Here is a 24152-nt window from a genome sequence, read left to right on the forward strand (position 1 = left end):
GGATAGGCGGGGGTGAATCTCGGCTTTGACATAGGGCTCATCCTTTGAGTGTTTTACTCTCCGGTAAACCCGGGGCGGTTCATTGCAAGGTTTCAGGTGTGGATAGCTTGCGAGCAGACGGAGTGTCCGCGCAGCCATCCCCTATCGGGCACCCTTTGCTGATACGCTGTTGCTTGTTGCCTCAGCAGGGCATTTCGAATGTGAACACGGTTTCTGCTTCATTTGAGGCAACAGACACGGTGCCGCCATGTGCTTTGGCGATCTCCGAAGCAATGTAGAGGCCAAGCCCCAGCCCTTCCCGACGCGGTCTGTCACCTCCCTTGTTGAAGGGAATGAACAGATGGGAAAGCTGTTCTTCTGGAATTGCCTTGCCTTCATTAGCAACCTGCAGACGGAAGACACCTTCGGATACGCCAGACCATACCCGGATCGGCCGATCCTGCGCCCCGTGTGTGATGGCGTTGCCCAAGAGGTTGGAGAAGAGTTGCGCAATCCGCGCCGCGTCGCACCCCACAGGCTGCTGAATATCGACGTTTGCGTCGATTTCACGATCCGGGGCCACCGTCCGGAACTCGGCGATGATCAGGTTCAGCGTCTGGGCAAGATCGGCATTCTGGCTCCGGTTAATAATGATGCCGTCACCCAACCTGTTGCGAGCATGGTCCATGAGGTTCTTCACGAGATCCGCCATGCGATGTGTCGTGGCCTCCATGAGGCTGATCGTCGCACTCGCCTCTGGGGCCGCTGTGCGTAACAGCATGCGGAGGCCAGCACTGATCGCCGTCACGGGGTTGCGCAAGTCGTGGGCGAGGATCGCAAGGAACTGCTCCTGCACGTCAGCAAGATGACGTTCCCTGGAAAGTTCCTCCTGGGCTTCCTGCAGCTTCTCTTCTGCATGCAGGCTGTCGCCGATCAACTGCGCGAACAGGCGCACCATCTTGAGGATACGGATGTCATTCAGCCGGTTCGGCTCCGGGTCCAGGGCGCACAGGGTGCCAAAGAAGGACCCATCAACACGAAAGATCGGGATCGAGAGGTAGCTCCGGAAGCCATAGGTCCTGGGGGTATGATGGTCGCGATAAACATCATCACAATGTGCATCATTGATGATGATCTCCGCCGTCTGCTGGCGAACCTCATGGCAAAGCGTCGATTCCACCACCAGTTCGTCCCCTGGTGTCAGGCCAAAGCCCAGATGGTCGACCACGCTGCATGTGATCCAGCGCTGCTCATTCACGCGGGCGACGGCGGCGAAGCGGAGCCCTGTCGCAAGGCAGACAGTATCCAGCATGGTCGAGACGGACGCATTGTCCCGGACGGCAATGATATCGCTGCGGAACTCGTGCTCATTCACCTTGTCGCGCGTAGCCGTGGCTGCATCTGCGTCAAGGTTTTCACGTGTGTTCACTCAAGGCCGCCTTTGCAGAGAAAACCCCTTCTTGGGGACACCAGTCCAGCAATCTTGCTCCTCTCTATAACGCAGGAAGTTTTATGGGAACAGAAAGTGCCTTCATCTATCCGGCGCAGGCAGAGACGCGTCGTATCTTCATGTCCAGGGACGTGCGATGCCTCTTGATCCGCCACCTGAGTTGTCAGGTTGCACGGCGGAAATGGGCTTCCAGTGACGCGATGATGTCCTGCTCGCGGATGGGCTTTTCAACGAAGCCGATCGGCTGTGCGTGACACTTCGTTTCCTTGTCGAGCGACGCGCTGACAAACAGGCACCGGACCTCATGGTCTTGCCAGAGCTTCAAGGCAGTCTCAACGCCGTTCGTTCCGCCAGCCAGGCGGATGTCCATCGTTGCAAGGTCGACGGATCCTTTTGCCGCCAGCCGCAGTGCGGCATGCATGGTCCGGGCAATACCCGCAACTTCATAGCCTGCATCAACAAGAAGCCAAGAGAGGTCGAGCGCAAGGATCGCCTCGTCTTCGACGATCATGATACGATACGGCATTCAGCGTCCTGACAGGATTGCAGGCGAGATGCGCCAACATGGTTAACGAGCGCGCGAGGGCTCGAGTTCCGCGTCTCAGGCCATCGCCAGCTATGGAAACAGCTGGTCTTATAATCCAGTTCGGGACCACCTGGCGCTCCAGCCGCCTTAAGCTTCTATGCTAGTAACCAATGCATCAAATATAATCAGTCACTGAGATGATTTCCTTGTCCTGATGACAGGCCAGCCTCCTTCAAGCGCCTCAGCATGATCTGTCCAACTCACATGCGGCTAACGCGTTAAGTCGTGCTGAGCCACCAGGAGTTGTCACGGCTTCGAGCTACCAACAAACCTTCTCCAGGTCACTCGCGTCTGAAATCCTCAGCGAACCGGCCGATCTGGTGCATGCGTTCATGGAGGACTGTCACAATACCGATGTCGCCATTGGACAGTCGGCGCCAGTAGACGAAATGGTGCTCGTAGCGGAAGAAGAAGCCGTTCACGCCAAACTCGGCCGGGATCGGGCGTGAGGCAACCCTATGAGTCTCGATCCGCTCGAACGCTTCGAAAAGGCCAACGATATAATCATCGGCTGGTGCTTCGCCCCAGCGTTCACGGGTATAGCGATAGATGTCGTCCAACCGCAGTGATGCAGCCTCTTGGATACGAACAGCGGCCATGGTCAGACTTTATTGCGCGCGACCACCTCAGCTGCCGTTAGAGGTCCATAGCTGTTCTCTGGCGCAGCGAACGCCTGGGTGAGCTCGGTCTGCAAGCGCACAAAAGCTTCAGTTTCGGCCCGCTCCTTGTCGCGGCGGATCAGGTCACGGACATATTCACTGACATTCTCATAGGATCCGTCCTTGCCGACATTGGTCGCAACGAAGTCACTCAGCACCGGGCCGAGCCGCACGGTCATTGTTGTGGTCTGTGCCATGGAAGGTCCTTTCTGATCATGTCTTCAATATGACCATTAATGAAGACGAAGCAAGAACCGGGTGCCCCGACGGCTATTTGCTGTCCGCTCACCCCAGCATGACACGAATACCTATAGCCTCTACTAAGCAATCCCTTTCGGAGACGGCCATAGCTTCACCGCCCTGCGAAGCCCTGACCCAATCGGAACGAAAGCTTCTCGGGACGGTTGACGTTTGCAGACTTTCGCCATCCGCGCCGGATCGTGCCGTCGCCCCTGCCAGAGGTTTCCACCCATGAGCTATTCTTCCGGCGAACCGCCGCTGTCGACCGGGACTGCCTCGACGCATCCGAGCGTTTCCGAGGACGCCCACACCATCATGATCAACAAGGTCTCCTGGGGCGCCATCTTTGCGGGCGTTGTGGTGGCCCTTGTGGTCCAGGTGCTTCTGACCATGCTGGGCGTGGGGATCGGGCTTGCGACGCTGGATCCCGGCACCGGCGACAACCCCGCTGCCTCGACATTCTCAATCGCTGCCGGTATCTGGTACGTGATCTCCGGCATCATCGCCTCTTTCGCAGGCGGCTATATCGCCGCGCGGATGTCGGGCAAGACTGTGCCGACCACCGGCGCGCTGCATGGCCTGACGACCTGGGCCTTTACCACGCTTCTTGTGCTCTACTTCCTGTCAACCACGATCGGCAGCCTTGTCGGCGGTGCCTTCAGCGGCATCTCCAGCGCCATCGGGGGTGTGAGCCAGACGGTGGCGCAAACCGCCGCGCCGGCACTTGAGAACGTCAATCCGCTTGAGGAAATCGAAAGCCAGGTTCGAGCCACCGGCAACGATCCTGAGGCTTTGAACACGGCCGCTGTGAATGCCGTGCGCGCTCTTGTCACGGGTGACGAGGAGGGCCGCGACGAGGCCCGCCAACAGGCCGCGCAGGCCCTTGCCAATGCACGCGGGATCCCAGTCGAGGAAGCGAACCAGCAGGTCGCCCAGATCGAGCAGCGCTACCAGCAGGCTGTCGAGCGGGTCCAGCAAAGAGCGACCGAAGCGGCCGACACGGCGGCGTCGAGCGCATCCACCGGTGCCATCCTAGCCTTTGTGGCTCTGGTTCTCGGTGCCATTGCCGGCTGGCTCGGGGGCCGTTCGGGTGTCGTGCACCCGGTCTACGCCGACCGCGTGATCCCGACCCGCCGCCAGCTTTGAGGCGAGACAAGACAAGGGAACCAGAAGCCCCGCTGATGCGGGGCTTTTCTTTGGCCATTGCGGCTTCATCGGTAGGGCCTCACCAGCCTTTTGCCGCATTGCTCGCGCGCTGGCACAAAGTCTGAGACCAAAAGGTACGCGTGCTGTTGCTCCGGGCATCCGGAACGTATTGCTCCCCTGCTCGTTCGTTCCTGCTGACTGCGGGGGAAGCAAAAGTGTCCGACGATCCGAAGATTGAATATCTGCCAGTTGTCGAGGAAACGGCGTTGCTGGCCATCCAGAAGGTCGTCACCGGCCGCGTCAGGGTTGCTACCCAGACGGAGGTCCTCGACCACATCCTGCCGGCGGAGCTTTCGAGCGTCGAGGTGAACGTGATGAGGGTGCCGGTTGATCGCAAGATCGAGGCGGTTCCTGATGGCGTGACCGAAGGCGAGCTGACCATCATCCCTGTGGTCGAGGAACGGCTTGTGGTGACGCGCGAGCTGTATCTGCGAGAGGAGATACACGTCCGCCGCGTCAAGCAATCGGAAACGGTGGAAGTCCCCGCGACGACCCGTCGTCAGACTGCCCGGATCGAGCGCCTTCCCGCCCTTAACAAGGATGATCAAGATGACCTATGACAACAATGTCGGCACCACCGGCAATACCTCGGTGTCTGCCATGTTCGACAGTCACGCGGAGGCGCAGCGCGCCCTTGAGCGTCTGACTGCCGCCGGCATCTCCTCCTCACAGATCCGGATGATGTCGGGTGAAACGGCAGGCGCAGCCACGACCGGCCGCGCGGAGGATGACAAGGGTTTCTGGGACAGCCTTGGCGACTTCTTCTTTCCCGAAGAAGATCGCTATGCCTATGCCGAAGGACTATCGCGCGGCGGCTATCTAGTGACGGTCACCGGCCTGTCCTCTACGCAATACGAGACTGCTCTGGACATTCTGGACGACGAAGGGAGCGTCAACCTGGACGAGCGTGAGCAATCTTGGCGTTCGGAAGGCTGGGGCGGCTATGAGACCAGCAGCTATGCCACCTCTGGCACCGGGGGTGCTATGGCGGGTAGTTCCCTGACAGGCGCATCCGCGACGTCTGCGGGAACAGGCGATGTGGCCACGCAGATGGAATATGGCGCGCAGACCGGCCAGAGGGAAATCTATTCTGACGACGAGACGATCCCGGTCGTCGAGGAGCGCATCCGTGTCGGCAAGCGCGAAACCGGCCACGGCCGCGTGCGGGTTCGGGCCTATACCATCGAAGAGCCCGTCAACGCGAGCGTCGAGCTGCGTGACGAGCGGGTCGAGATCGAGCGCCGCGCGGTGGATCGTCCCGCAGTGGCAGATCAGGATTACCTGGACCGCACCCTGGAGGCCGAGGAATACCGTGAGGAGGCGGTGGTCCAGAAGGAAGCGCGCGTGGTCGAAGAGATCGGGCTGCGCAAGACCAGCGACACGCATACCGAGACTGTGTCTGACACCGTGCGCCGCACCGAGGTCGAGATCGAAAAGGACAACACCGATCTGGATCGCGATACCCTGGCAGGCGGCACCCGTCGCGACGACATCGACCGGATCTGATAGAACAACGCTCAACAACAAAGAGCCCCGCATTGCGCGGGGCTTCTCTTTTGGGGCCATGGTATCAAGCATCAACTTCCGCCTACGAAGCCCTAGCAGCTATGCGGGACATCGCTTGACGACCATGGGGAGGATCAAGCCCCACTTGGTGTCAAAGGCAGGTCCTATAGGGACAAAACCGAGCTTCTTGTAGACAGCTATGGCTCGCTCATTTCGCGGGTGCGGATCAGTCGCCACGACCGGTGCGCCATCGGCGATTAGCTTCTGAACCCGCTGGCGTATGAACGCTGTTCCATGCCCGCGCCCCACCATCTCGGGTTCTCCGATATACTGATCGATCCCCCGCGATCCTTCGGGAAGATTGGCAAAATGATGATCCGACCAGCCGTGGACGGTATAGTCCTGTATGAAGGCAAAGGGTTGGCCGCCCGTTGAGACGATGTATCGCAACACTCGAGGATCGTCGAAATCTACATCAACATCTGACTCATCCTCGCCCCACCATTCCCGAACATGCGGCTTTGCGCGCCATGCCTTTAGCAGGGCGAGATCAGCCAAGGTGGCTTTACGGAAACGATAAACAGCGGACACGGTCATCCGCACACTCTAGCAGATTGCTGGGGGCGGCTGTGGGCTCTTCGCAACGTGCTAGAGACCGACGCTGATCCATCCCCGGTGACGGCGGAGCGACGCCCGCCCTCGTCCAGCCGATCAAGATGAGTTTTGCCTGCAGGGTGGGAGGATTTGCACCTGCGGCAGCCGGCACCCAAAGCGGCGCGCTATCCAAGCTGCGCTACACCCCGCAATCGCTTTTCCCTCTCTTGCGCGGCGATCCCAAAGCTGGCATCGCTATAGAACCTGGCGCCTTTTCCTAAGTCGATTTTTGTCAAAAGTCCGGTGAACGACCTCATGAAGCCGTTACGCCGCCTGGGGGAATGATGACCCGTTCTGAACTGATTGAGCGTCTTGCTGACGAAAACCCGCATCTGTTTCAGCGTGACGCCGAGCGGATCGTAAACACAATTTTCCAGGAGATCATCGAGGCCATGGCGCGCGGCGACAGGGTCGAACTGCGCGGCTTCGGGGCCTTTTCGGTGAAAAGGCGCGATGCCCGGAGTGGCCGCAATCCCAGAACGGGGGAAGCGGTCGAGGTGGAGCAAAAACATGTGCCCTTCTTCAAAACCGGAAAGCTGTTGCACGATCGGTTGAACGGACGCGCTTGACTGCCAAACGGCACAAGGCTGCACACACGATCCGTGGCATGGGCAATCTGTCACGTTAGGGTGGTTGATCTTCTGATACTGGTACAATGATGTCTCACAACCAGGATGTTAGCAGTTCGAAGGTGATCAACCGGCATATGCAGATCGAGATTGTAAGCGGTTCCTTGGTTCACGGTTTCTTTACAACCTATAGGCGATTGATCGCTTATCGATGAATCAAGGGACTACCGTGAGCCATGCGCAGAACCATGACAGCAACAACGCTTCAGGACTATCTCTCCTCGGCCCATACGACACTTCTGCTTTGTCGCGCTCACGCAGATCGGTTTGCGTTGACGAATGAAGAAGCCCAGGATGTTGCACAACGCATCGCCCTCAGCATTGCCGAACTCGAGGACCTGTACCAGGACATCGATCGACAGTTGGCGGCATAGGCTTGGGAAGACGTACTGACCGAATTGGCTGCACCTGTAACAACAGGCACTGGATCTATGGGGACGTAAATAGGTTCTCGTGCTCAGCGACGGGCTGAAGCTTGGTCAACAGGTGAAAGATCTCGGCTCAGCGTGGGATTGTGACCAGTTCCTGAAGGGAGAGCCGAAGCCAGTTCGTTGCTCACTCGGTTTGATGGCCGGTGATCCGCAGAGCGCAGATCTAGACCACACGGCTCTCTCCAGCCCGTTGACCTGCTGGAAAACAATTGGTGAATTCACAACTACAGGTTATAAAGGGGCCGTCAGCTACACTCCTAGGTGACCCATGGTCGGCTCTGAACACACCGTCGCGTTTCGGCCCGCAATGTCCTTAGACGATTGGACGATGATCCTGTCTGCGATCCGCGCCTACTCCCATAATGCAGAGTATCGTGAGCTTCTGGTTCGTCTAGAGCGTCAAGCAAAGATCAGCGGGATCGTCTTGCCTATACCTCGAACGGCCTGATGGACGTTCTGCCCGCGAATGCCATGTGGGCTTTTGGCGGCCTGGATGAGTGAGGGCCAAAGTCCTCCCGCCCTTCAGTCTGCGCTCTTGTTGAGTGGTTCCCCGACAATCAGTGATCGCGCCACGCGTCTTCTTCCGCACGATCACCCGGCAGCCCTTTAGCCTATACAAAAAGGCAAATTGGCCAATAGACAACCTCCGGTTATAGAGAGGATGTTCGCTACAGTTGTAGGTATTTCCATGTTTGGCTCTGAAACCACCTTCGCGTTTCGTCCCGCTGTGTCTGTCGATGACTGGAAGGTCATCATGTCGGCGATCAGCGCCTATTCCCACAATGCAGAGTACCGTGAGCTTCTGGGGCGTCTGGAACGCCAGACGAAGGTCAACGGGATCGCAACGCCTGCACCTCGACTGTCCTGACGCCAGGAGTTTAGCACGCAGTGAGCTCAGTCTGACTTCGGAAGGTCATCGCGGCCCAGGTCACGATGTTAGTGTTCTTGTTTGTAAAGAGTAGTTTGTCATGTTTGTTCAGCAGCAGCTTCTGGCTGATGGCCCGGCTCGTGTTTCTGTCTTTGTCCCGCGTCATGGACTTTACCGCAGCTCGCTCAAGCGGCCGCTTGATATCCTCCTGGTGCTGATGGCCTTGCCGGTTGTCTTGCCGCTGGTGCTGGTGCTGGCACTGATCGTGCTTATCGATGGCGGCAATCCCTTCTACGCGCAGGACCGGGTGGGCCGTGGCGGGCGCCGCTACCGGATGTGGAAGCTGCGCAGCATGGTGGTCGATGCCGACAAGCGCCTGCAGGGTCATCTGGACGCCCATCCCGAGGCGCGCGCCGAGTGGGAAGAGACCCAGAAGCTGCGCCACGATCCGCGCATCACGCGGTTCGGTCGTCTCCTGCGCAAGAGCTCGCTGGATGAGCTTCCCCAGCTGTGGAACGTTCTGATCGGGCACATGAGCCTGGTTGGCCCCCGTCCGATGCTGCCTGAACAGCAGGCCCTGTACCCGGGGTTGAGCTACTACGACCTGCGGCCGGGCCTCACTGGCCTGTGGCAGGTCTCAGAGCGCAACCAGTCTACATTCGCTTCTCGTGCCCTGTATGACGACAGCTACGATCGTTCGATCAGCCTGCGCACGGATGCCCTGGTTGTCTGGCGCACTGTCGGCGTCGTGCTGAGGGCGACGGGCCTCTGATCCCTGTGATGAGCGCCTGAAGACAGGCCCGGATTTCCAGACAATACCTGCTTGGTCTAGCGGCTTTCCCTCAAGCCGGCAGAAGCACCAGGCCAAGTTGCTCCAACGTGTAGCCGTGCTGTTCGGCAATCCGTTCAAGATCAGCCGCCGCCACTGCGCGCTTCTCAGCGGCTTCAGTCTGCTTTCGTTTTTCGGCTGCGACCGCCGCGCATGCCTCGTCCAGGCGGATCACCTCGGAGTTGGGGGCTTGTCCTGTGCCCACCGCAGGCACGGCTTCGTCCCTCTGCTTTGCATCGGTGGACGGTGCTTCTTGGATGATCGACGCTCTTCTGAAGGACTTGTTCCTTAAAGGCTCGTCCTCCACACAATGAGCAGGTTTGCCCACGCGGATATAGTGCTCGGCCGATTGCAGGAAGGCCTCTGCGGCCACGCGGTCATTCGCAAGACACGCTTCTTCTGCGAACTGAAGATAACGCTCGACGAGGTGTTGAGCAGTTCCTCGGATCTTGCCCCTAGCGCTCGTGCTCTCAAAGACACGGCTGCCCGGACTGCGATGCTGCTGTGGCGAGCGGGACTTGCCGCTTCGCCGGCTGTAATATGATTTCATGAGCCCATTTGATGAGGCAGCGGAAATGCAGGACGCTGCATCCTGCCGAGATAGGCTGAAGCTGATTTGTCAGCAAGAAGGCCTTGATGCACGGCAGCCTTTTCCAGGGTCGCTCCAACCAGGGCTGCGGAACGTGAGCGAAGCGAAAAGTCCCAGTGGTATGCCTGATGCGAAATCAGTGGTCTGCCCGCATCCGCTTGACCGCAATCTCCCACCAGATGCGTTGGGACCACAACCTCGATCTCATCGGCCATGACGTCATAGCAGCAAAACTTTGATCTCAAGCTGTCTGGCGCAGTCACGATCATCCTGTCCAGATCCTGCACGTCATCCTCAAGACAGGCGCTGACCCACAGGTGAAGCCGAGTTTCCGCATAGCCCCGGACGGAGGCTTCATAGCCCCGCAGGGCGGGATCGGCAGGGTCCAGTTTATCTCTCATACGTTCCATCTCTTCGAAGGACCGCGGCATAAGCGATGCAGGTGAGACGGGAAACCATGTCTGTCCGTTCCTTCCGCACCGTCATTCGGAATGGGGCCGACAAGCCCCTGCCGTGAAACTGCCGAATGCCCACCAGGCTGCGACCGGCTCAAGGGCCGGAGCGGTCATTATGGACCGGCGGAGCGGGTCGACGAGAACCGATCCCACGGATCGAGAGACCTCACACGCATTGCTTTGTTGCGCCTGCCTGTAGTTCTGCAGGACCGTGATGATGTGGGGATCGCATCCGGCGCGTCGGCGGATCTGTCCGATCTATGTGGCGGGACTGATCGGTCCTAGCGAGCGCAAGAGCATACAGCCCCTGGCAATGAGAGCCGGTGATGTTGGCTACGACCAGTTGCACCATTTCGTCGCGGCCGGGGGGTGGGATGCCGAGCCCCTGGAGGTGGCGCTGCTGGCCAAGGCCGATCAGTTGGCTGGTGGCGAGGACGGCTTTCTGATCGTGGACGACACGGCGCTGCCCAAAAAGGGCCGGCACTCGGTCGGCGTGGCTCCGCAGTATGCGACCGCTCTGGGCAAGAATGCCAACTGCCAGACCTTAGTCTTGCTCACGCTGGCTTTGCTTGAGGTGCACGTGGTGGTCAGCCTCAGATTGTTCCTGCCCGAAAGCTGGACCAGTGACCTGTAGCGCCTCGTGCGGGCGCGCGTGCCGGAGGATCGCTGGGCACCGCGCGACCTGACCCGAGATTGCCCTTGACGAGATTGACCGCATCCGTGCTGCGGGTGTGCGCTTTGGCTGCGTTCTGGCGGACAGAAAAAGGCGATCAGGTCGTCTAACATTTCGCGAAAGACCCATGCCAGTCTCTATGAAGACTGCCGGTATCGAAACTATAACCTTAGGGAGATGCCTGTAGATGCCTGCCCAAACCGAAAAGGATGCCATATGAACGGAGCGGAAAGCGTGGTTCGCAGCCTGCATGCGGCGGGAGCCGAGGTGTGCTTTGCTAATCCCGGAACTTCCGAGATGCAGTTTGTCGATGCGCTTGATCGCACGCGGCTGATACGGTGCGTGCTGGGCCTGTTCGAAGGCGTGGTGACCGGTGCAGCCGACGGCTATGCGCGGATGGCCCGCAAGCCGGCCGTGACGCTGCTGCATCTGGCACCGGGCTTTGCCAATGGCGCAGCCAACCTGCACAACGCCCGCAAGGCGCGTACGCCGGTTCTGAACCTGGTGGGTGAGCATGCCGTACGGCATCTGGACTATGACGCGCCCTTGTCGGCCGATATCTCGGGCGCGGCGGCGCCCTTTTCGGACTGGGTCAGGACCGGGACATCGGCTGCGACCCTCGGGCAGGACGCCATGGCGGGATGGGCTGCGGCCTCGTCCCATCCGGGCGCTGTGGCGACGCTGATCCTGCCGGCCGACCTGGGCTGGGACGAAGGCGGCGTCATCGCCCCGCCGCCCGTTGCCGCCGAGCCCCGCGCGATCGAGGAAAGCGCCCTTAGCCAGGCTGCGCAGGCGCTTGGGCCTGGGGCACTGCTGCTGGTTGGGGGAACGGTGTTGGAGGATCCAGCCGCCCAAGTGCTTGCGGCGGGCATTGCGCAGGCCACAGGTGCCACGCTGATGGCCCCGGGATCGAACCGCCGGGTCGAGATGGGCGCGGGCCTGCCCGTCATTCCGCGCGTTCCCTATCCTATCGACCTGGCGATCGAGACCTTGTCGCGCTTCGACCGCGCTGTCTTGGTGGAGGCCGTCGAGCCGGTGGCGTTTTTCGCCTACCCCGGCCGCCCCAGCCTGCTGCTGCCGCCTGGCTGCTGCATCACCACCTTGGCCAAGCGCGACCAGAACGGTCCCGCCGCCCTGGAGGTCTTGGCCGATCTGGTGGGCGCGCGACCCTGGCAGGGACCCGATGTAACGCGCCCTCCGGCGCCACAGGCCGGTCCCTTGAACGATGCGGCACTGTCGCTGGCCATTGCCTCGGCCCTGCCCGAACGCGCGATCGTCATCGACGAAGGGATCACCCGCGCACGCGGCGTGGGCAGCCTTGCCGCAGGGGCGCCGCGGTTGTCTTGGCTGTCGATTACCGGCGGGTCGATCGGCATCGGCGTGCCCCTAGCGGCCGGGGCGGCAGTCGCCTGTCCCGACCGCCCGATCGTGGCCCTGCAGGCGGACGGGTCCGCCATGTACACGCTGCAGGGTCTCTGGACCCAAGCGCGCGAGGGGCTAAACGTCACCACTGTGATCCTGGCGAACCGCAGCTATGAAATCCTGAAGGGCGAACTGCTCCGCGTCGGCGCCAATCCCGGCCCTACGGCCCTGGACATGCTGGACCTGCGGCGGCCAGACCTGGACTTCTGCGCCTTGGCCCGCGGCATGGGCGTACCCGCCATGCGCGTCGAGGATGCCGCCGAACTGCACCGCGCCATCGCGGCATCGGTCCTTGAACCCGGACCGATGCTGATCGAGGCGATGCTTGATTAGGCACCGGGGCGGGGATTCTGATCCCTGCTCTTCCTTGGCGGCCTGACACAGCACCGGGCTTTCCATGCGACGCACCCTGAAAACGATCACCGATGCGCAGCTTCTATCATCGCGACAAGGCCCTGCACGTCTCGCAGCAGTTCATGCGCGGGTGGGTTGCTCGGGGCGACCCACAATCCTGCACGGACCCAAGCCCTACCGGCTGCCGATGATCGCGCAAGCCCTATCCCTGACATGCCTGCATGGCCAATGATAGCGGCATATTGATCAAAGACTTGAGGGAAACTGAGTGATAAGGGGAAACGATATTGTATGCCGCTTGCGGATGTCGTGCACCTTGGATGGCATCAACCAGGTCGGGCAACTGCGAACAGGATGGATACCTTGGACGGGGTGAGACGCAACACCGACAACTTTCGCCTCGCATGCGGCAACCTGCCGTCGGGCGCGATGAATGGCCTGACAGACGTTCCCGGCATCTTGGTTGGCCACTGCACCCTGCGTGACGGCGATATCAATACGGGCGTGACCGCGATCCTGCCGCACGGGGGCAACCTTTTCCGCCGCAAGGTGGTCGCCGCCAGCCACGTGATCAATGGGTTTGGCAAGACCGTCGGGCTTGTGCAGATCGACGAACTCGGCACGATCGAAACGCCGATCCTGCTGACCAACACGCTTTCGGTCGCAGCGTGCAGCGCAGCTCTGATCCGCGATGCCCTGGCGCGCAATCCCGACATTGGCCGTACCACGTCCACTGTCAATGCCGTGGTCGGTGAATGCAACGACGGCCCCCTCAACGACATTCAGGCCATGGCGGTCACCGAAGACCATGCACGGTCTGCCTTGGCGGCAGCGCATGGCGGGCCGGTGGAACAAGGCAGCATCGGGGCCGGCACGGGCATGACTTGTTTCGGGTTCAAGGGCGGGATCGGATCTGCCTCGAAACGGCTGGAGATCGCGGGCGAGGATTTTCATCTGGGCGCGCTTGTCCTGACGAACTTCGGCAACGCAGGCGACCTGATCTTGCCCGATGGCCGCCGTCCGTCGCCCCCGGATCCAGAGGTCAAGACCACCGAGAAAGGTTCCGTCATCGTGGTTCTGGCCACCAATGTGCCGCTGGAACACCGGCAACTCAGTCGGGTGGCTCGGCGCGGCGGCGCAGGACTGGCACGACTGGGCTCGTTCTGGGGACATGGCAGCGGCGACATCACCATCGCCTTCTCGACCGCCAATCCGGTCGATCATGACGAGGATCGGGATATCGTCAGTCGGCGCGTCCTGAACGAGAGCCGGATTGACCTGCTTTTCCGGGCTGCGGCGGAAGCCACGCAGGAGGCTGTCCTGAATTCGATGCTGGCTGCGGACCGGTTCGTCGGCCGGGGCGGAACCCTGCGCACGTCCCTGGCCGATTGGCTGGACGGCGAGGCAGGACGCGCATCCTAAATCGCGGCACAGGCTGCATCACCATCGAGCCCGTCAATGCCAGACGGGCCAGAATTCCTGTGCATAGCGTGCCTCTGCACGGCAAACTGATGCTTGTTGACAACTGGAAGCATGGCCAGTCCATTCTGCTTAAAATGCAAGAACGGGGGGATGACTGGTGGATACAGCGGATCTGGTGCTGACCGGCGGCGTGGTCTGGTGCGGGCTGGGGCGGCCCAGGGCCGAGGCGGTGGCGATGCGGCAAGATCGCATCATGGCCGTTGGTACCACGTCGGACATGCGCGGGCTGATCGGCACGGCCACGCGCGTCATCGACCTTCGGGGGCGCTTCGCGATGCCGGGTCTCAACGACGCGCACATGCATCTGCTGCCGGTCGGCATCGCCATGAACCAGGTCGATCTGCGCCCCGACGCCGCGCCCACGCTGGCCGCGCTGCTGCAGGCCCTCGCGGCGCGGGCAGCCGTGACGCCCAAGGGCGAATGGGTCCTTGGCCGAGGCTTCAACCATTTCCTGCTGGGTGTGGGACGCTTTCCACACCGGGACGAGCTGGATCGGGCCTGCCCCGACCATCCCTGCTACATCGTGCGCACGGACGGACATTCCGCCGTGGCCAACAGCCGCGCCCTTGAGTTGGCTGGCATCGACGAGACGACCCCGCAGCCCGAAGGCGGGTTGATCGAGATCCGCGACGGCCGGCTGACCGGCATGGTCGCCGAGACCGGCCGCGAGGCCTTCGAGGCCGTGTTGCCCCATCCATCGCCTGACGAGATGGTCGACGCGCTCGAAAAGGCCGGCAACCTGATGTTGAGCCACGGCATCACCTCGGTCATGGAGGCCGCGATCGGCCTGCACGCGGGCTGGGACGAGATGCTGGCCTATCGCCGCGCGCATGCCGAGGGTCGCCTGCCGGTCCGGGTCTATGGCTGCGTGATGGGCGACAAGACGCGTTCCATCCTGCCCAAGGTCATGGCCGAAGGTCTGGCGACGGGCGACGGGGACGCCATGTTCCGCATGGGGCCTGTCAAGATCTTCACCGACGGCAGCGCGGGATCGAAGACCGCTGCGATGACGCAAGATTACATGGGCGATCCCGGCAACAAGGGGCTGCTGTGCATTCCCGACCAGGAGGAACTGAATGCGATGGTACGCCAGGCCCATGACGCGGGCTGGCAGATGGGCATCCACGCCATCGGCGACGCCGCCATCGAAGAGGTCCTGAACGCCATCGAGGCCGCGCAGGACGCCAACCCTGTCCCAGACCGCCGCCACCGGATCGAGCATTGCGGCTGGCTGCGCCCCGACCAGATGGACCGGATGGAGCGGCTGCATGTCCTGCCGGTCTCGCAGGCCTCGTTCCTTTATTGGTTCGGGGACAACTACGAAACCGTGCTGGAGGCCGACCGCATCGCGGCCTCGCACCCGTTCCGCACCTGGATCGATCGGGGGCTGCATCCCTCGGCCTCCACCGACTGCCCGGTGACCGACATCGACCCCCGCGCCGTGATCTACAATCTGGTGACCCGCAAGACCCGCACGGGAAAGCTGTTCGGGCCGGAACATCGCCTGTCCATCGACGAGGCGCTGCACGCCTATACCTGGTCATCGGCCTATGCCTCGCACGAGGAAACCTTGAAGGGCCGGCTGGAACCGGGACAACTGGCCGATATCGCCGTCTTCGACCGCGACCTGACCGCCGTCGCCCCCGAGGCACTGCTGGAGGCGGTCTGCGAGATGACCTTGCGCGACGGAGAGGTTGTCTATCAGAGGTCCGATCACCCCTGACCGGCCGCGACATCCCTTGCTGCCGACCAACTTCTGCCGGTCACCACAGGAAGCGCAGCGTCCGCAGCACCTCGAACCAGTCCTCGCGGGCGAAACGCAGCCGGCGCGGTTCGGGGTATTCGACGCCGGGGAAGAAGCTGCCGCGATAGGCGTCGGTGGGGGTGCTGAACTCCGCCTCGATGTTCCAGCTGGCGGCCAGAGGCGGATGGCTCCGCAGCGGCAGGTCGGACAGCGCCGCCCTGACACCTTCGCGGATCAGGTTGCGGGCGTGGGCGGGCGTGACCGAGGAGGTGGCGGGCCCGAAGCCCTGGCTGACTGGCACCGTCACGATCCCCGGTGCCAAGTCCGTGGCCGCCGCGCAGATGCCGCAATCGCCTGACAGGAACGCCGAAGGCACGCCAAGCGAGGCCGCGGTCAGCGCGTTCACGGTGAACTCTGACGCAAGCGCGCCGTTGATCGTCAGGCGCATGATCCTGCCGTTGAAGCTGTGCGCCAGCGGATTGCTGTCGGTGCCGGCCGCGTCATGATAGCCGGTATAGATCGCCGCCGCGGAGTCGCGGTCAATGCCGAACATCATCGAATGGGGATGGCCCGACCAGTCGCGGATGATCCGCGCCTCGGGCGGCAGGCGGTCCACCAGCAGGTTGCGCCCGGTGTGGTGAGCGTCCTTGATGACGATCTCGGTCGCGCCCGCCTCAAGCGCGCCCTCACAGGCGGCCACCACCTCGGCGGTCATCAGCGCCTGGAACTCGGAATATTCGGGCTTGTCGCGTTCGGTCTCGGGCCAGCAGGCGATGCCTGCGGTGCCCTCCATGTCGGCGCTGATGAAGACTTTCATTCCGGGCGTCCCTGTCTGGCGAAAGCCGGAGGCTGTGACGGAGCCGATGAAAACACAAGCAAAAATTAAGGAGACTTTCCTTGCCATCCTGCCGCCAGCGGCTAACCTGCCCGTAACTTGTCTCGGAGGATCGATGGGCCCTGTTGCGGATCTGGTGCTGAAACGCGGTAAAATCTGGTGTGGCGCTGGCTTGCCCGTGGCAGAGGCGCTTGCCGCCTGGCAGGGCAAGGTGCTGGCCGTGGGCAGCGATGCCGAGATGGCGCCGCTGGTCGGGGACGGCACCCGCGTCATCGATCTGGAAGGCCGGTTCGCGATGCCGGGGCTTTACGACAACCACCTGCACCTGATCTCGACCGGGCTGGTGCTGGGTCATGTCGATGCCTCGCCGCAGGCCGCGCCGACGCTGGACGCCCTTCTGGACGCGATCCGGGCCCGCGCGGCCGTCACGCCCAAGGGGGAATGGATTCGGGCCCGCGGCTATGAACAGCAGAAGCTGGACATCGGCCGCCACCCGCACCGGACCGAACTGGACGCCGCCGCGCCCGATCACCCTGTCATGCTGACGCGCACCTGCGGCCATGTCTCGGTCGCCAACAGCCGCGCGTTGGAGATCGCCGGCGTGACCGCCGCGACCCCCGCGCCCGAGGGTGGCGTGATCGAGGTCGAGAACGGCACCCTGACCGGGATGCTGGCCGAGAATGCCCAGAACCTGATCAGCAACCACATCCCGACGCCGGACCTGGACGGCCTCATCGACGCCATCGAGGCCGGCGGGCGGCAGTTGCTGTCCCATGGCATCACCAGCTGCATGGACGCTGCCGTCGGCATGATCGCCGGCATGGACGAGATCCGCGCCTATCACCTTGCAAAGCGCGACGGGCGCCTGCCGGTGCGGGTCTCGCTGACGCTTTTGGGCGATCCGGGTACCTCGATCGTCGAGCCCTGCCTGGAGGCGGGGCTGGTCACCGGGGTGGGCGACGAGATGCTGCGCGTGGGCGCGGTCAAAATCTTCCTTGACGGCTCGTTGGGGGGGCGGACCGCCTGGACAAGCCGGGCCTATCGCGACCAGCCGGACAATTTCGGCGTCCAGATGCTGCCGACGCAGCAGGTGGAAAACCTTGTCGCGGAATATCACGCCAAGGGCTATCAGCTTGCCTGCCACGCCATCGGCGACATGGCCATCGACCAGCTGATCGGGGCCTATGAAAAGGCCTTGGATGCCCAGCCCGACCCCGGCAGGCGTCACCGGGTCGAGCATTGCTGCCTTTCCACGCCCGAACAACACGCCCGCATGAAGGCCGCCGGGATCGAGCCTTCGCCCCAGCAGGTCTTCGTCCATGATTTTGGCGACAGCTACCTGGCCGTCATGGACGAGGCGGTGACGCACGGTGTTTCCCCCCTGAAAAGCTGGCTGGACATGGGGTTCCATCCGGGAACGGGCAGCGATTCACCCGTTTGCCGCACCGACCCGCGCCCGAACCTGCACCAGATGCTGACCCGCCGGACGGGGAAGGGGACCGATATGATGGCCTCCGAGGTCGTGGATATCGAGACGGCGCTGACAGTTTACACCGAGAACGGCGCCTGGCTGGCGCGGGAGGAGGGCTTTAAGGGCCGGTTGCAGCCCGGCATGGTGGCCGACGTCGCGGTGTTCTCGCGCGATCTGCTGACCGCCACGCCCGAGCAGATCCTGAACGACACGGTCTGCGAGATGACGGTGCTGGGAGGCGCCGTGGTGTTCGAGCGCAACGCCGCCTGAAGGAACTGATAATAAAACAACCTGGGGAGGAGACAAGATGACGATTAAGGCCACCATTGGCGCTCTGCTGCTGGCGGGAACCGCGCTCTGTGCGCCCGCGACCTGGGCGCAGGAGGTGCAGCGCGGCGGAACGCTGAACTTCACCGCGCCTTATGGCAGCAGCGTGGGCACGCTGGACATCACCGCCTCGGCCGAGGTGCAAACCGAGATCGTGGCCCATGCCATGCATCGCAGCCTCTACAAGTGGAACCCCGAAACCGGCAAGCCCGAGCCCGACCTGTTCACCGAGGTGACCGTCAGCGACGACGGGATGACCCATACCTACAAGCTGCGCGAAGATGCCGTCTTCCACAATGACAAGCCCTTCACGGCCGACGACGTTATCTACAGCTACAACCGGATCGCCAGCCCCGCGACGGCCTCTCCCAGTGCGAACTTCATTTCGCGCATCCAGGGCTTCGAGGAGGTCCAGGGGGGCAGCGCGACCGAGATGTCGGGCCTGAAGAAGATCGACGACCACACGCTGGAGATCACCTTCACCGCCAGCCAGGATCCCGGCTTCGACCTGATGCAGAACTATGTCCCGATCTATCCGTCGAACGTGGACGGCAACACGCAGGCGACGCAGCCGGTCGGCCTTGGCCCGTTCCGCTTTGTCGAACACGTCCCCGGATCGCGCGTCAGCTTCGAGCGTTTCGAGGGCTTCTTCGGAGAGGATGACCAGCCTTATCTGGACCGGCTCAACATCCTGATCATGGGCGAGGCCGCGGCCCGCGACGTGGCCTTCCGCAATCGGGAAATCGACGTGTCCGTCCTGGGCAGCCAGCAATACCAGGAATACCAGGCCGATCCCGATCTGTCGAAGGGCCTGCTGGAGGTGGCCGAACTGTTCACCCGCGTGGTGGGCTTCGACACCACCAAGCCGCCCTTCGATGACAAGCGGGTTCGCCAGGCGGTCAACCACGGCATCGACAAGGATCTGATCATCGACCGGCTGGTCAAGGGCAAGGCCTTCCCGGCGGTGGGCTTCATGCCGACGACCTCGCCCGCTTTCGACCCGGATGCACAGGGCTATGCTTATGATCCTGAAAAGGCCAAGGCGCTGCTGGAGGAGGCCGGCCACCCCGACGGCATCGACCTGCCGGTGATCGCCAACCAGAACGAAAGCTGGGGCGCACCCATTGTCGAGGCGATCATTCCGATGCTGGCCAAGGCGAATATTCGCGCCAGCGTCGAGCCGGTCGAAAATGCGGTGCTGGAGGATCGTATCACGGGCGGCAATTTCACCGCCTTCATCTGGTCGCTGTCCAGCGGGCCGGATCCCCTGAACATCCTGCGCTGCTTCTACAGCAAGACGGCCCAGTGGGCCTGCAATTACACCAACTTCAGCAACGCCGAGGTGGACAGGCTCTACGAGGCAGCCCAGCAGGAACGCGACGAGGCCAAGCGCAACGACCTGATCCGCCAGGCTGACGGCATCATCCGCGAGGAAGCGCCCTACTGGTTCTTCAATTACAACAAGGCGGTGATGGCCTATCAGCCCTGGGTCCACGGCCTCCGTGGCAACCCGCAGGAACTGGCGATCCAGGATTACGAGAAGATCTGGATCGACGACACCGCACCGGCCGATCGCAAACCGCAATAAGGCAGAGGTCCCGCGACGGTTCGCCACCGCGGGGTTTCACTGCAACAAGAACGGGGGACGGAAGAATGGGCCGTTACATCCTGCGTCGGCTGCTGCAGATGATCCCGACATTGCTGGCCGTGGCGGCGCTGATCTTCCTGATCTTCAGCGTCCTGCCCGGCAGCTTTGCCGGCACCATGACGGGCGGCGGCCGGCGGGCGCTGTCGCCTGAACTGGTCGCCCAGATCAACGCGCAGTTCGGTCTGGACAAGCCGCTGCCGGTGCGGTTCTGGGATTATCTGGTGCGGCTGGTGCAATTCGACCTGGGCACGTCCTTCCGCACCCGCGAACCCGTGATGGACCTGATCGCCGCCCGGATCTGGCCGTCGCTTCAACTGGCGTTGTCGGCCATGGCCCTGGCCGTGACGGTTGGAATACCGCTGGGCTTTCTGGCGGCAATGCGCCCTGGCAGCCTGCTGGACAGCATCACGATGATCGGCGCAGTGTCCGGCCTGTCGATGCCGCAGTTCTGGCTGGGACTGCTGCTGATGTATGTCTTTGCGCTGCAACTGGGCTGGCTGCCCAGCTTTGGCTATGGCGAGGGGCGGTTGCGAAACCTGATCCTGCCGGCGATCGCATTGGGCTTCGCCCCGCTGGCGCTTCTGGCGCGGACAACCCGAGCGGGCGTGCTGGAGGTGATGGCCTCGGACCATATCCGCACCGCGATGGCCAAGGGCGCCAGTCCTTCTCAGATGGTCCGCTGGCATGTCCTGCGCAATGTCATGGTGCTGATCGTGACGACAATGGGGCTGCAGATCGGCTCGCTGCTGGGGCAGGCGCTTGTGATCGAGAAGCTGTTCTCCTGGCCGGGCCTCGGATCGCTGATGGTTGACAGCGTGGCGATCCGCGACATTCCGGTGGTGCAGGGCACCATTCTGGTGATCGTGCTGTGGTTCTTGGTCATCAACGTGCTGGTTGACGTGATCTATGCCGCGATCGACCCCCGCATCAGCCTTCGTTGAGGACCGTCATGCGAATGCCTTTCCGCCTGAACCTGACGCTGGGGCTGGCGCTTGTGTCAATGGTGATCCTGGGCGCCGTTTTCGCCCCCCTGCTGACGGCGCATGACCCGATCCTTGATGCCGACCTGATGAATTCGGAAATGCCGCCGTCCTGGGACCACTGGTTTGGCACCGACAGCCAGGGGCGCGACGTCTTTTCCCGCGTCCTTTACGGCGCACGCGTTTCGCTGACCATCGGCATCGTGGCGCAGGCGATCAATTCGACCATCGGCATCGCGCTCGGCCTGTCGGCGGGGTACTGGGGCGGCTGGTGGGACGACTTGGTGAACGGGCTGACGAACCTGATGCTAGCCATTCCGTCGCTGGTCTTCGCCCTTGCGATCATGGCGGTGCTTGGCCCCGGCGTGGTCAGCCTGCTGATCGCGCTTGGTCTGACGAACTGGAGCTGGAGCTGCCGCATCACCCGCGGCGCCGTCATGTCGCTGAAGTCTCAAGGTTATGTCCAAGCGGCGCGCACCCTGGGGTATGGCGACATCCGCATCATGCTGACCCAGCTTTTGCCGAACATCGTCGGGCCGGTGCTGGTCATGGCGACGCTCGGCATCGGCGAGGCGGTTCTGGCCGAGGCTGCGCTGTCCTTCCTGGGTCTTGGCATCCGCCCGCCTGCGCCGTCCTGGGGCAATATGCTGACCGACGCGCGCGAGGCGATCCGCAGCGTCCCTTGGGCCACAATCTTCCCCGGGCTTGCCGTCTTCGTCACCGTCCTGGGCTTCAACCTGTTGGGTGACGGCGTGCGCGACTGGCTGGACCCCCGGATGCAGGTGCGCGCATGAGCGGCCCCCTGCTGGACATCCGCGGCCTGACCATCGGCATCCCGAACCGGAACGGCCCGCCCCTGCAGATCGTCCGCGATCTCAGCTTCGACATCATGCCGGGCGAAATCTTCGGGCTTGTGGGAGAATCGGGCAGCGGCAAGTCAGCCTCGGCGCTTGCGCTGATGGGTCTGAACCGCCGTCCCCTGACGACGCTGAAGGGACAGGCGCTTTATGGCGGGCAAGACCTGCTGGCGATGTCGCGCCGGTCCATGCGCAAGCTGCGCGGCGACCGCATCTCGATGATCTTCCAGGAACCGATGACAGCCCTGAACCCGCTGGCCCGCATCGGCAGCCAGATTGCCGAGATGTTCGTGCTGCACCGTGGTCTGTCCTGGTCCGACGCGCGGCCAAAGGCAGTCGAGGCGCTTGCCGCCGTGCAGGTGCCCGACCCCGAAGGGCGCGCGCGGGCCTATCCCCACCAGCTGTCGGGCGGTTTGCGGCAGCGGGTGATGATCGCCGTGGCGATGGCCTGCCGCCCGGACCTGCTGATCGCGGATGAACCCACCACCGCGCTGGATGTAACCGTCCAGGCCGAGGTGCTGCGCCTGATCCGCGAGCTGTGCGAACGCGAGGGTACGGCCGTCCTTCTGATCAGCCACGATCTTGGCGTGATCGCCCAGATGTGCCAGCGTGTCGGCGTCATGGCAAACGGTCGCCTGCTGGAGCTGCGCGATGCCAAGGCGCTGTTCACGGATCCACGCCACCCCTACACACAGGGCCTTCTGGCCGCCCTGCCCCGCTTGGGAAGCCGCGCGGTCGAAGGGCGTCACCGTCTGGCCGATCTGGACACGGCGATCGATCGTAACGCCCCCGGCTTCGCCGAGACCTATCTCCGGCCCAGGGGAGAAGCCGCGTGAGCGCCGCGACCCTTCCTTCACCCGCAAGCGAACCGATCCTGTCGGTCAAGGACCTGCATGTGCGGTTTCCCGTCGCAGGCGGCCTGCTGCGGCAACGCCGGATCGTCCACGCGGTCAACGGCGTGGATCTGGCGGTCCAGCCCGGGCAGTGCGTCAGTCTTGTCGGTGAAAGCGGCTGCGGAAAATCCACCACCGCACTGGCGATCATGGGACTGCAGGCGCCTAGTTCGGGCGCCATCATTGTCGAAGGGCGTCCGGTCTATGGCCCCGGTGCCCCCGACAGGCTTGCCCGCGCGCGGCTCGCGCAGATCGTCTTTCAGGACCCCTTCTCCACCCTGAATCCGCGCGAAACCATCGGCCGTGCCTTGTCCCAGCCGCTGATGCTTCACGGCGTCAAGGATCGTTGCGAACGTGTCGACCGCGTTGCGACAGCGCTGCGTCAGGTCGGACTGCTGCCGGAACACGCCACGCGCTATCCCCACGAGTTCTCGGGCGGTCAGCGCCAGCGCATCGGCATCGCACGGGCGCTGATCCTGGGGCCACGGCTGATTGTGCTGGATGAACCCGTCAGTGCCCTTGACGTGTCGATCCGCGCGCAGATCATCAACCTGTTGATGGACCTGCAGCAGGACCTCGGCCTCAGCTACCTGATGATCTCGCATGATCTGGGCGTGGTCGAGCATGTCTCGGACCGGGTGGCGGTGATGTTCGCAGGCCAGATCGTCGAGGAAGGCGGCTGGCGCGAAGTCTTCACCGCCCCGGCCCATCCCTATACCCGACGCCTCATCGAGACGATCCCCAACCCCGCACGCCTGACTGGCGGCGCCCAGGACATTCTGCCGCCCGCCCCCGAACCGCCGTCAGGCACCCGGTTCTGGCCGCCTATCGATCAGCGCCCCGAAATAGGCCGCCCGCCAGAGCCAAGCACTTTCGTGGACATTGGCGACGACCATCGCGTGCGGGTTCGCGTCGGTTGATGACTGACACTGCCAGGCCTGGTGTCGTCATTTGGTGAATGCGGGTTGTGGTACAGATTTACAGATGACCGACCAATCGCGTCGCGTTATATGCTGACCTCTACCATCCAGCGGGGTTTATTGGCGAACCTTGTCGCAACTATTTCGATCCCCCTGCCTGAGCTAGGTTGGTTGGTGTAGCGCATGATGGACGCCTGATGACGATCTCGTTCAGGGATGCACGTTTTCCCAAAGACATGATCCTGTCCGTCGGCAAGGACGACAAATCAACTTTGCCAGTTCGCAACAATTCTACTCTGCGCCTACACGTCCCTGCGGATCTAACGGGTTTTATGGAAGTCTTGGAGGCAGATTGCCAGCAGACGTTTACCGCCACCCGCTTTAGCTGAAGTAGCCGCCGTCGGCGTCGTCGCCCGATTCCTCGACCAGCCGGCCGAAATCGGGCAGGACGATGGTGCGCTTGCC

Annotated in this window: 25 protein-coding genes and 1 pseudogene; 18 read left to right on the plus strand and 8 right to left on the minus strand. The window is 62.7% G+C overall.

Features of this window, described 5'->3' with window-relative positions:
• Positions 1–181: 181 nt before the first annotated feature.
• From IE224_RS18375 to IE224_RS18390, 4 genes are all read right to left on the minus strand, one after another.
• Entirely contained in the window at positions 182–1408 is a 1227-nt protein-coding gene (locus tag IE224_RS18375) for a GAF domain-containing sensor histidine kinase (RefSeq protein ID WP_229849451.1), read from the minus strand.
• A gap of 184 nt (positions 1409–1592) precedes the next feature.
• Entirely contained in the window at positions 1593–1955 is a 363-nt protein-coding gene (locus IE224_RS18380; protein WP_191312611.1) for a response regulator, read from the minus strand.
• A gap of 341 nt (positions 1956–2296) precedes the next feature.
• Positions 2297–2614, minus strand: a complete 318-nt coding sequence (locus IE224_RS18385) for a type II toxin-antitoxin system RelE/ParE family toxin (RefSeq protein WP_191312613.1) — start codon at positions 2612–2614, stop codon at positions 2297–2299.
• Between the two features lie 2 nt (positions 2615–2616).
• Positions 2617–2871, minus strand: a complete 255-nt coding sequence (locus IE224_RS18390; protein ID WP_191312615.1) for a ribbon-helix-helix domain-containing protein — start codon at positions 2869–2871, stop codon at positions 2617–2619.
• Positions 2872–3145: 274 nt separating this feature from the next.
• Here IE224_RS18390 and IE224_RS18395 point away from each other — a divergent pair, with 274 nt between their 5' ends.
• The 3 genes from IE224_RS18395 to IE224_RS18405 all read left to right on the plus strand — a co-directional run bounded on the left by IE224_RS18395 (position 3146) and on the right by IE224_RS18405 (position 5626).
• Positions 3146–4060: a PhnA-like protein gene (locus IE224_RS18395; protein ID WP_191312617.1), complete on the plus strand. Its 915-nt coding sequence runs from the start codon at positions 3146–3148 to the stop codon at positions 4058–4060.
• Between the two features lie 215 nt (positions 4061–4275).
• The gene (locus IE224_RS18400; protein WP_202380279.1) at positions 4276–4680 is read left to right on the plus strand and encodes a YsnF/AvaK domain-containing protein; all 405 of its coding nucleotides are present in this window, start codon (positions 4276–4278) and stop codon (positions 4678–4680) included.
• On the plus strand, positions 4670–5626 hold the full coding sequence (locus IE224_RS18405; RefSeq protein ID WP_191312619.1) for a YsnF/AvaK domain-containing protein: 957 nt from the start codon (positions 4670–4672) through the stop codon (positions 5624–5626). The genes IE224_RS18400 and IE224_RS18405 overlap by 11 nt, the downstream gene beginning before the upstream one ends.
• 99 nt (positions 5627–5725) lie before the next feature.
• On the opposite strand, the gene IE224_RS18410 is transcribed toward IE224_RS18405, so the two are convergent.
• Positions 5726–6223: a GNAT family N-acetyltransferase gene (locus IE224_RS18410; RefSeq protein WP_191312621.1), complete on the minus strand. Its 498-nt coding sequence runs from the start codon at positions 6221–6223 to the stop codon at positions 5726–5728.
• A gap of 341 nt (positions 6224–6564) precedes the next feature.
• Between IE224_RS18410 and ihfB the strand changes: the two genes are divergently transcribed.
• The 4 genes from ihfB to IE224_RS18430 all read left to right on the plus strand — a co-directional run bounded on the left by ihfB (position 6565) and on the right by IE224_RS18430 (position 8980).
• Complete coding sequence (ihfB, locus tag IE224_RS18415; RefSeq protein ID WP_191312655.1) at positions 6565–6849, plus strand: integration host factor subunit beta; 285 nt, start codon at positions 6565–6567, stop codon at positions 6847–6849.
• A 236-nt stretch (positions 6850–7085) separates the two neighbouring features.
• Positions 7086–7283 (plus strand): hypothetical protein, encoded by a 198-nt coding sequence (locus IE224_RS18420; protein ID WP_191311930.1) that lies wholly within the window; start codon positions 7086–7088, stop codon positions 7281–7283.
• A 745-nt stretch (positions 7284–8028) separates the two neighbouring features.
• Entirely contained in the window at positions 8029–8208 is a 180-nt protein-coding gene (locus tag IE224_RS18425; RefSeq protein ID WP_191312623.1) for a hypothetical protein, read from the plus strand.
• Positions 8209–8308: 100 nt separating this feature from the next.
• Positions 8309–8980 carry a sugar transferase gene (locus tag IE224_RS18430; RefSeq protein WP_191312625.1) on the plus strand — a complete coding sequence of 224 codons (672 nt, stop codon included), beginning with the start codon at positions 8309–8311 and terminating at the stop codon, positions 8978–8980.
• A 70-nt stretch (positions 8981–9050) separates the two neighbouring features.
• On the opposite strand, the gene IE224_RS18435 is transcribed toward IE224_RS18430, so the two are convergent.
• Both IE224_RS18435 and IE224_RS18440 read right to left on the minus strand, forming a co-directional pair.
• Positions 9051–9587, minus strand: a complete 537-nt coding sequence (locus tag IE224_RS18435) for a DUF4167 domain-containing protein (RefSeq protein WP_191312627.1) — start codon at positions 9585–9587, stop codon at positions 9051–9053.
• Complete coding sequence (locus tag IE224_RS18440; RefSeq protein ID WP_191312629.1) at positions 9584–10027, minus strand: hypothetical protein; 444 nt, start codon at positions 10025–10027, stop codon at positions 9584–9586. Before IE224_RS18440 ends, IE224_RS18435 begins: the two co-directional genes overlap by 4 nt.
• Before the next feature lie 268 nt (positions 10028–10295).
• Here IE224_RS18440 and IE224_RS18445 point away from each other — a divergent pair.
• The 4 genes and pseudogenes from IE224_RS18445 to IE224_RS18460 all read left to right on the plus strand — a co-directional run.
• Positions 10296–10839, plus strand: a pseudogene (locus tag IE224_RS18445) (IS701 family transposase); the annotation flags it as partial.
• 131 nt (positions 10840–10970) lie between these two features.
• The gene (locus tag IE224_RS18450; RefSeq protein WP_191312632.1) at positions 10971–12509 is read left to right on the plus strand and encodes an acetolactate synthase large subunit; all 1539 of its coding nucleotides are present in this window, start codon (positions 10971–10973) and stop codon (positions 12507–12509) included.
• A 393-nt stretch (positions 12510–12902) separates the two neighbouring features.
• The gene (locus tag IE224_RS18455; RefSeq protein ID WP_229849452.1) at positions 12903–13952 is read left to right on the plus strand and encodes a DmpA family aminopeptidase; all 1050 of its coding nucleotides are present in this window, start codon (positions 12903–12905) and stop codon (positions 13950–13952) included.
• A 157-nt stretch (positions 13953–14109) separates the two neighbouring features.
• Entirely contained in the window at positions 14110–15735 is a 1626-nt protein-coding gene (locus IE224_RS18460; RefSeq protein ID WP_202380275.1) for an amidohydrolase, read from the plus strand.
• Between the two features lie 40 nt (positions 15736–15775).
• On the opposite strand, the gene IE224_RS18465 is transcribed toward IE224_RS18460, so the two are convergent.
• A complete protein-coding gene (locus tag IE224_RS18465) occupies positions 15776–16573 on the minus strand; it encodes a M55 family metallopeptidase (RefSeq protein WP_191312636.1) in 798 nt (265 codons plus the stop codon).
• Positions 16574–16706: 133 nt separating this feature from the next.
• On the opposite strand from IE224_RS18465, the gene IE224_RS18470 reads away from it, so the two are divergent.
• The 7 genes from IE224_RS18470 to IE224_RS18500 all read left to right on the plus strand — a co-directional run bounded on the left by IE224_RS18470 (position 16707) and on the right by IE224_RS18500 (position 24076).
• A complete protein-coding gene (locus IE224_RS18470) occupies positions 16707–18332 on the plus strand; it encodes an amidohydrolase (protein WP_191312638.1) in 1626 nt (541 codons plus the stop codon).
• A gap of 37 nt (positions 18333–18369) precedes the next feature.
• Positions 18370–19977 (plus strand): ABC transporter substrate-binding protein, encoded by a 1608-nt coding sequence (locus tag IE224_RS18475; protein WP_191312640.1) that lies wholly within the window; start codon positions 18370–18372, stop codon positions 19975–19977.
• Between the two features lie 65 nt (positions 19978–20042).
• Positions 20043–20978 (plus strand): ABC transporter permease, encoded by a 936-nt coding sequence (locus tag IE224_RS18480; RefSeq protein ID WP_191312642.1) that lies wholly within the window; start codon positions 20043–20045, stop codon positions 20976–20978.
• Between the two features lie 8 nt (positions 20979–20986).
• Complete coding sequence (locus IE224_RS18485) at positions 20987–21811, plus strand: ABC transporter permease (RefSeq protein WP_191312644.1); 825 nt, start codon at positions 20987–20989, stop codon at positions 21809–21811.
• Positions 21808–22710 (plus strand): ABC transporter ATP-binding protein, encoded by a 903-nt coding sequence (locus tag IE224_RS18490; protein WP_191312646.1) that lies wholly within the window; start codon positions 21808–21810, stop codon positions 22708–22710. Before IE224_RS18485 ends, IE224_RS18490 begins: the two co-directional genes overlap by 4 nt.
• Positions 22707–23687 (plus strand): ATP-binding cassette domain-containing protein, encoded by a 981-nt coding sequence (locus IE224_RS18495; protein ID WP_191312648.1) that lies wholly within the window; start codon positions 22707–22709, stop codon positions 23685–23687. The genes IE224_RS18490 and IE224_RS18495 overlap by 4 nt, the downstream gene beginning before the upstream one ends.
• Positions 23688–23884: 197 nt before the next feature.
• Entirely contained in the window at positions 23885–24076 is a 192-nt protein-coding gene (locus IE224_RS18500; protein WP_191312650.1) for a hypothetical protein, read from the plus strand.
• The last annotated feature ends 76 nt before the right edge of the window (positions 24077–24152 follow it).

The organism is Paracoccus aerius (assembly GCF_014656455.1).
Classification (GTDB): Bacteria; Pseudomonadota; Alphaproteobacteria; order Rhodobacterales; family Rhodobacteraceae; genus Paracoccus; species Paracoccus aerius.

Coding starts and splice junctions, on each gene's coding strand:
- IE224_RS18475 (WP_191312640.1), top strand. CDS start 18,370: ATGACGATTAAGGCCACCATTGGCGCTCTGCTGCTGGCGGGAACCGCG.
- IE224_RS18380 (WP_191312611.1), bottom strand. CDS start 1,955: ATGCCGTATCGTATCATGATCGTCGAAGACGAGGCGATCCTTGCGCTC.
- IE224_RS18390 (WP_191312615.1), bottom strand. CDS start 2,871: ATGGCACAGACCACAACAATGACCGTGCGGCTCGGCCCGGTGCTGAGT.
- IE224_RS18425 (WP_191312623.1), top strand. CDS start 8,029: ATGTTTGGCTCTGAAACCACCTTCGCGTTTCGTCCCGCTGTGTCTGTC.
- IE224_RS18485 (WP_191312644.1), top strand. CDS start 20,987: ATGCGAATGCCTTTCCGCCTGAACCTGACGCTGGGGCTGGCGCTTGTG.
- IE224_RS18405 (WP_191312619.1), top strand. CDS start 4,670: ATGACCTATGACAACAATGTCGGCACCACCGGCAATACCTCGGTGTCT.
- IE224_RS18490 (WP_191312646.1), top strand. CDS start 21,808: ATGAGCGGCCCCCTGCTGGACATCCGCGGCCTGACCATCGGCATCCCG.
- IE224_RS18450 (WP_191312632.1), top strand. CDS start 10,971: ATGAACGGAGCGGAAAGCGTGGTTCGCAGCCTGCATGCGGCGGGAGCC.
- IE224_RS18465 (WP_191312636.1), bottom strand. CDS start 16,573: ATGAAAGTCTTCATCAGCGCCGACATGGAGGGCACCGCAGGCATCGCC.
- IE224_RS18410 (WP_191312621.1), bottom strand. CDS start 6,223: ATGACCGTGTCCGCTGTTTATCGTTTCCGTAAAGCCACCTTGGCTGAT.
- IE224_RS18430 (WP_191312625.1), top strand. CDS start 8,309: ATGTTTGTTCAGCAGCAGCTTCTGGCTGATGGCCCGGCTCGTGTTTCT.
- IE224_RS18470 (WP_191312638.1), top strand. CDS start 16,707: ATGGGCCCTGTTGCGGATCTGGTGCTGAAACGCGGTAAAATCTGGTGT.
- ihfB (WP_191312655.1), top strand. CDS start 6,565: ATGACCCGTTCTGAACTGATTGAGCGTCTTGCTGACGAAAACCCGCAT.
- IE224_RS18420 (WP_191311930.1), top strand. CDS start 7,086: ATGCGCAGAACCATGACAGCAACAACGCTTCAGGACTATCTCTCCTCG.
- IE224_RS18480 (WP_191312642.1), top strand. CDS start 20,043: ATGGGCCGTTACATCCTGCGTCGGCTGCTGCAGATGATCCCGACATTG.
- IE224_RS18385 (WP_191312613.1), bottom strand. CDS start 2,614: ATGGCCGCTGTTCGTATCCAAGAGGCTGCATCACTGCGGTTGGACGAC.
- IE224_RS18500 (WP_191312650.1), top strand. CDS start 23,885: ATGACGATCTCGTTCAGGGATGCACGTTTTCCCAAAGACATGATCCTG.
- IE224_RS18395 (WP_191312617.1), top strand. CDS start 3,146: ATGAGCTATTCTTCCGGCGAACCGCCGCTGTCGACCGGGACTGCCTCG.
- IE224_RS18435 (WP_191312627.1), bottom strand. CDS start 9,587: ATGAAATCATATTACAGCCGGCGAAGCGGCAAGTCCCGCTCGCCACAG.
- IE224_RS18440 (WP_191312629.1), bottom strand. CDS start 10,027: ATGAGAGATAAACTGGACCCTGCCGATCCCGCCCTGCGGGGCTATGAA.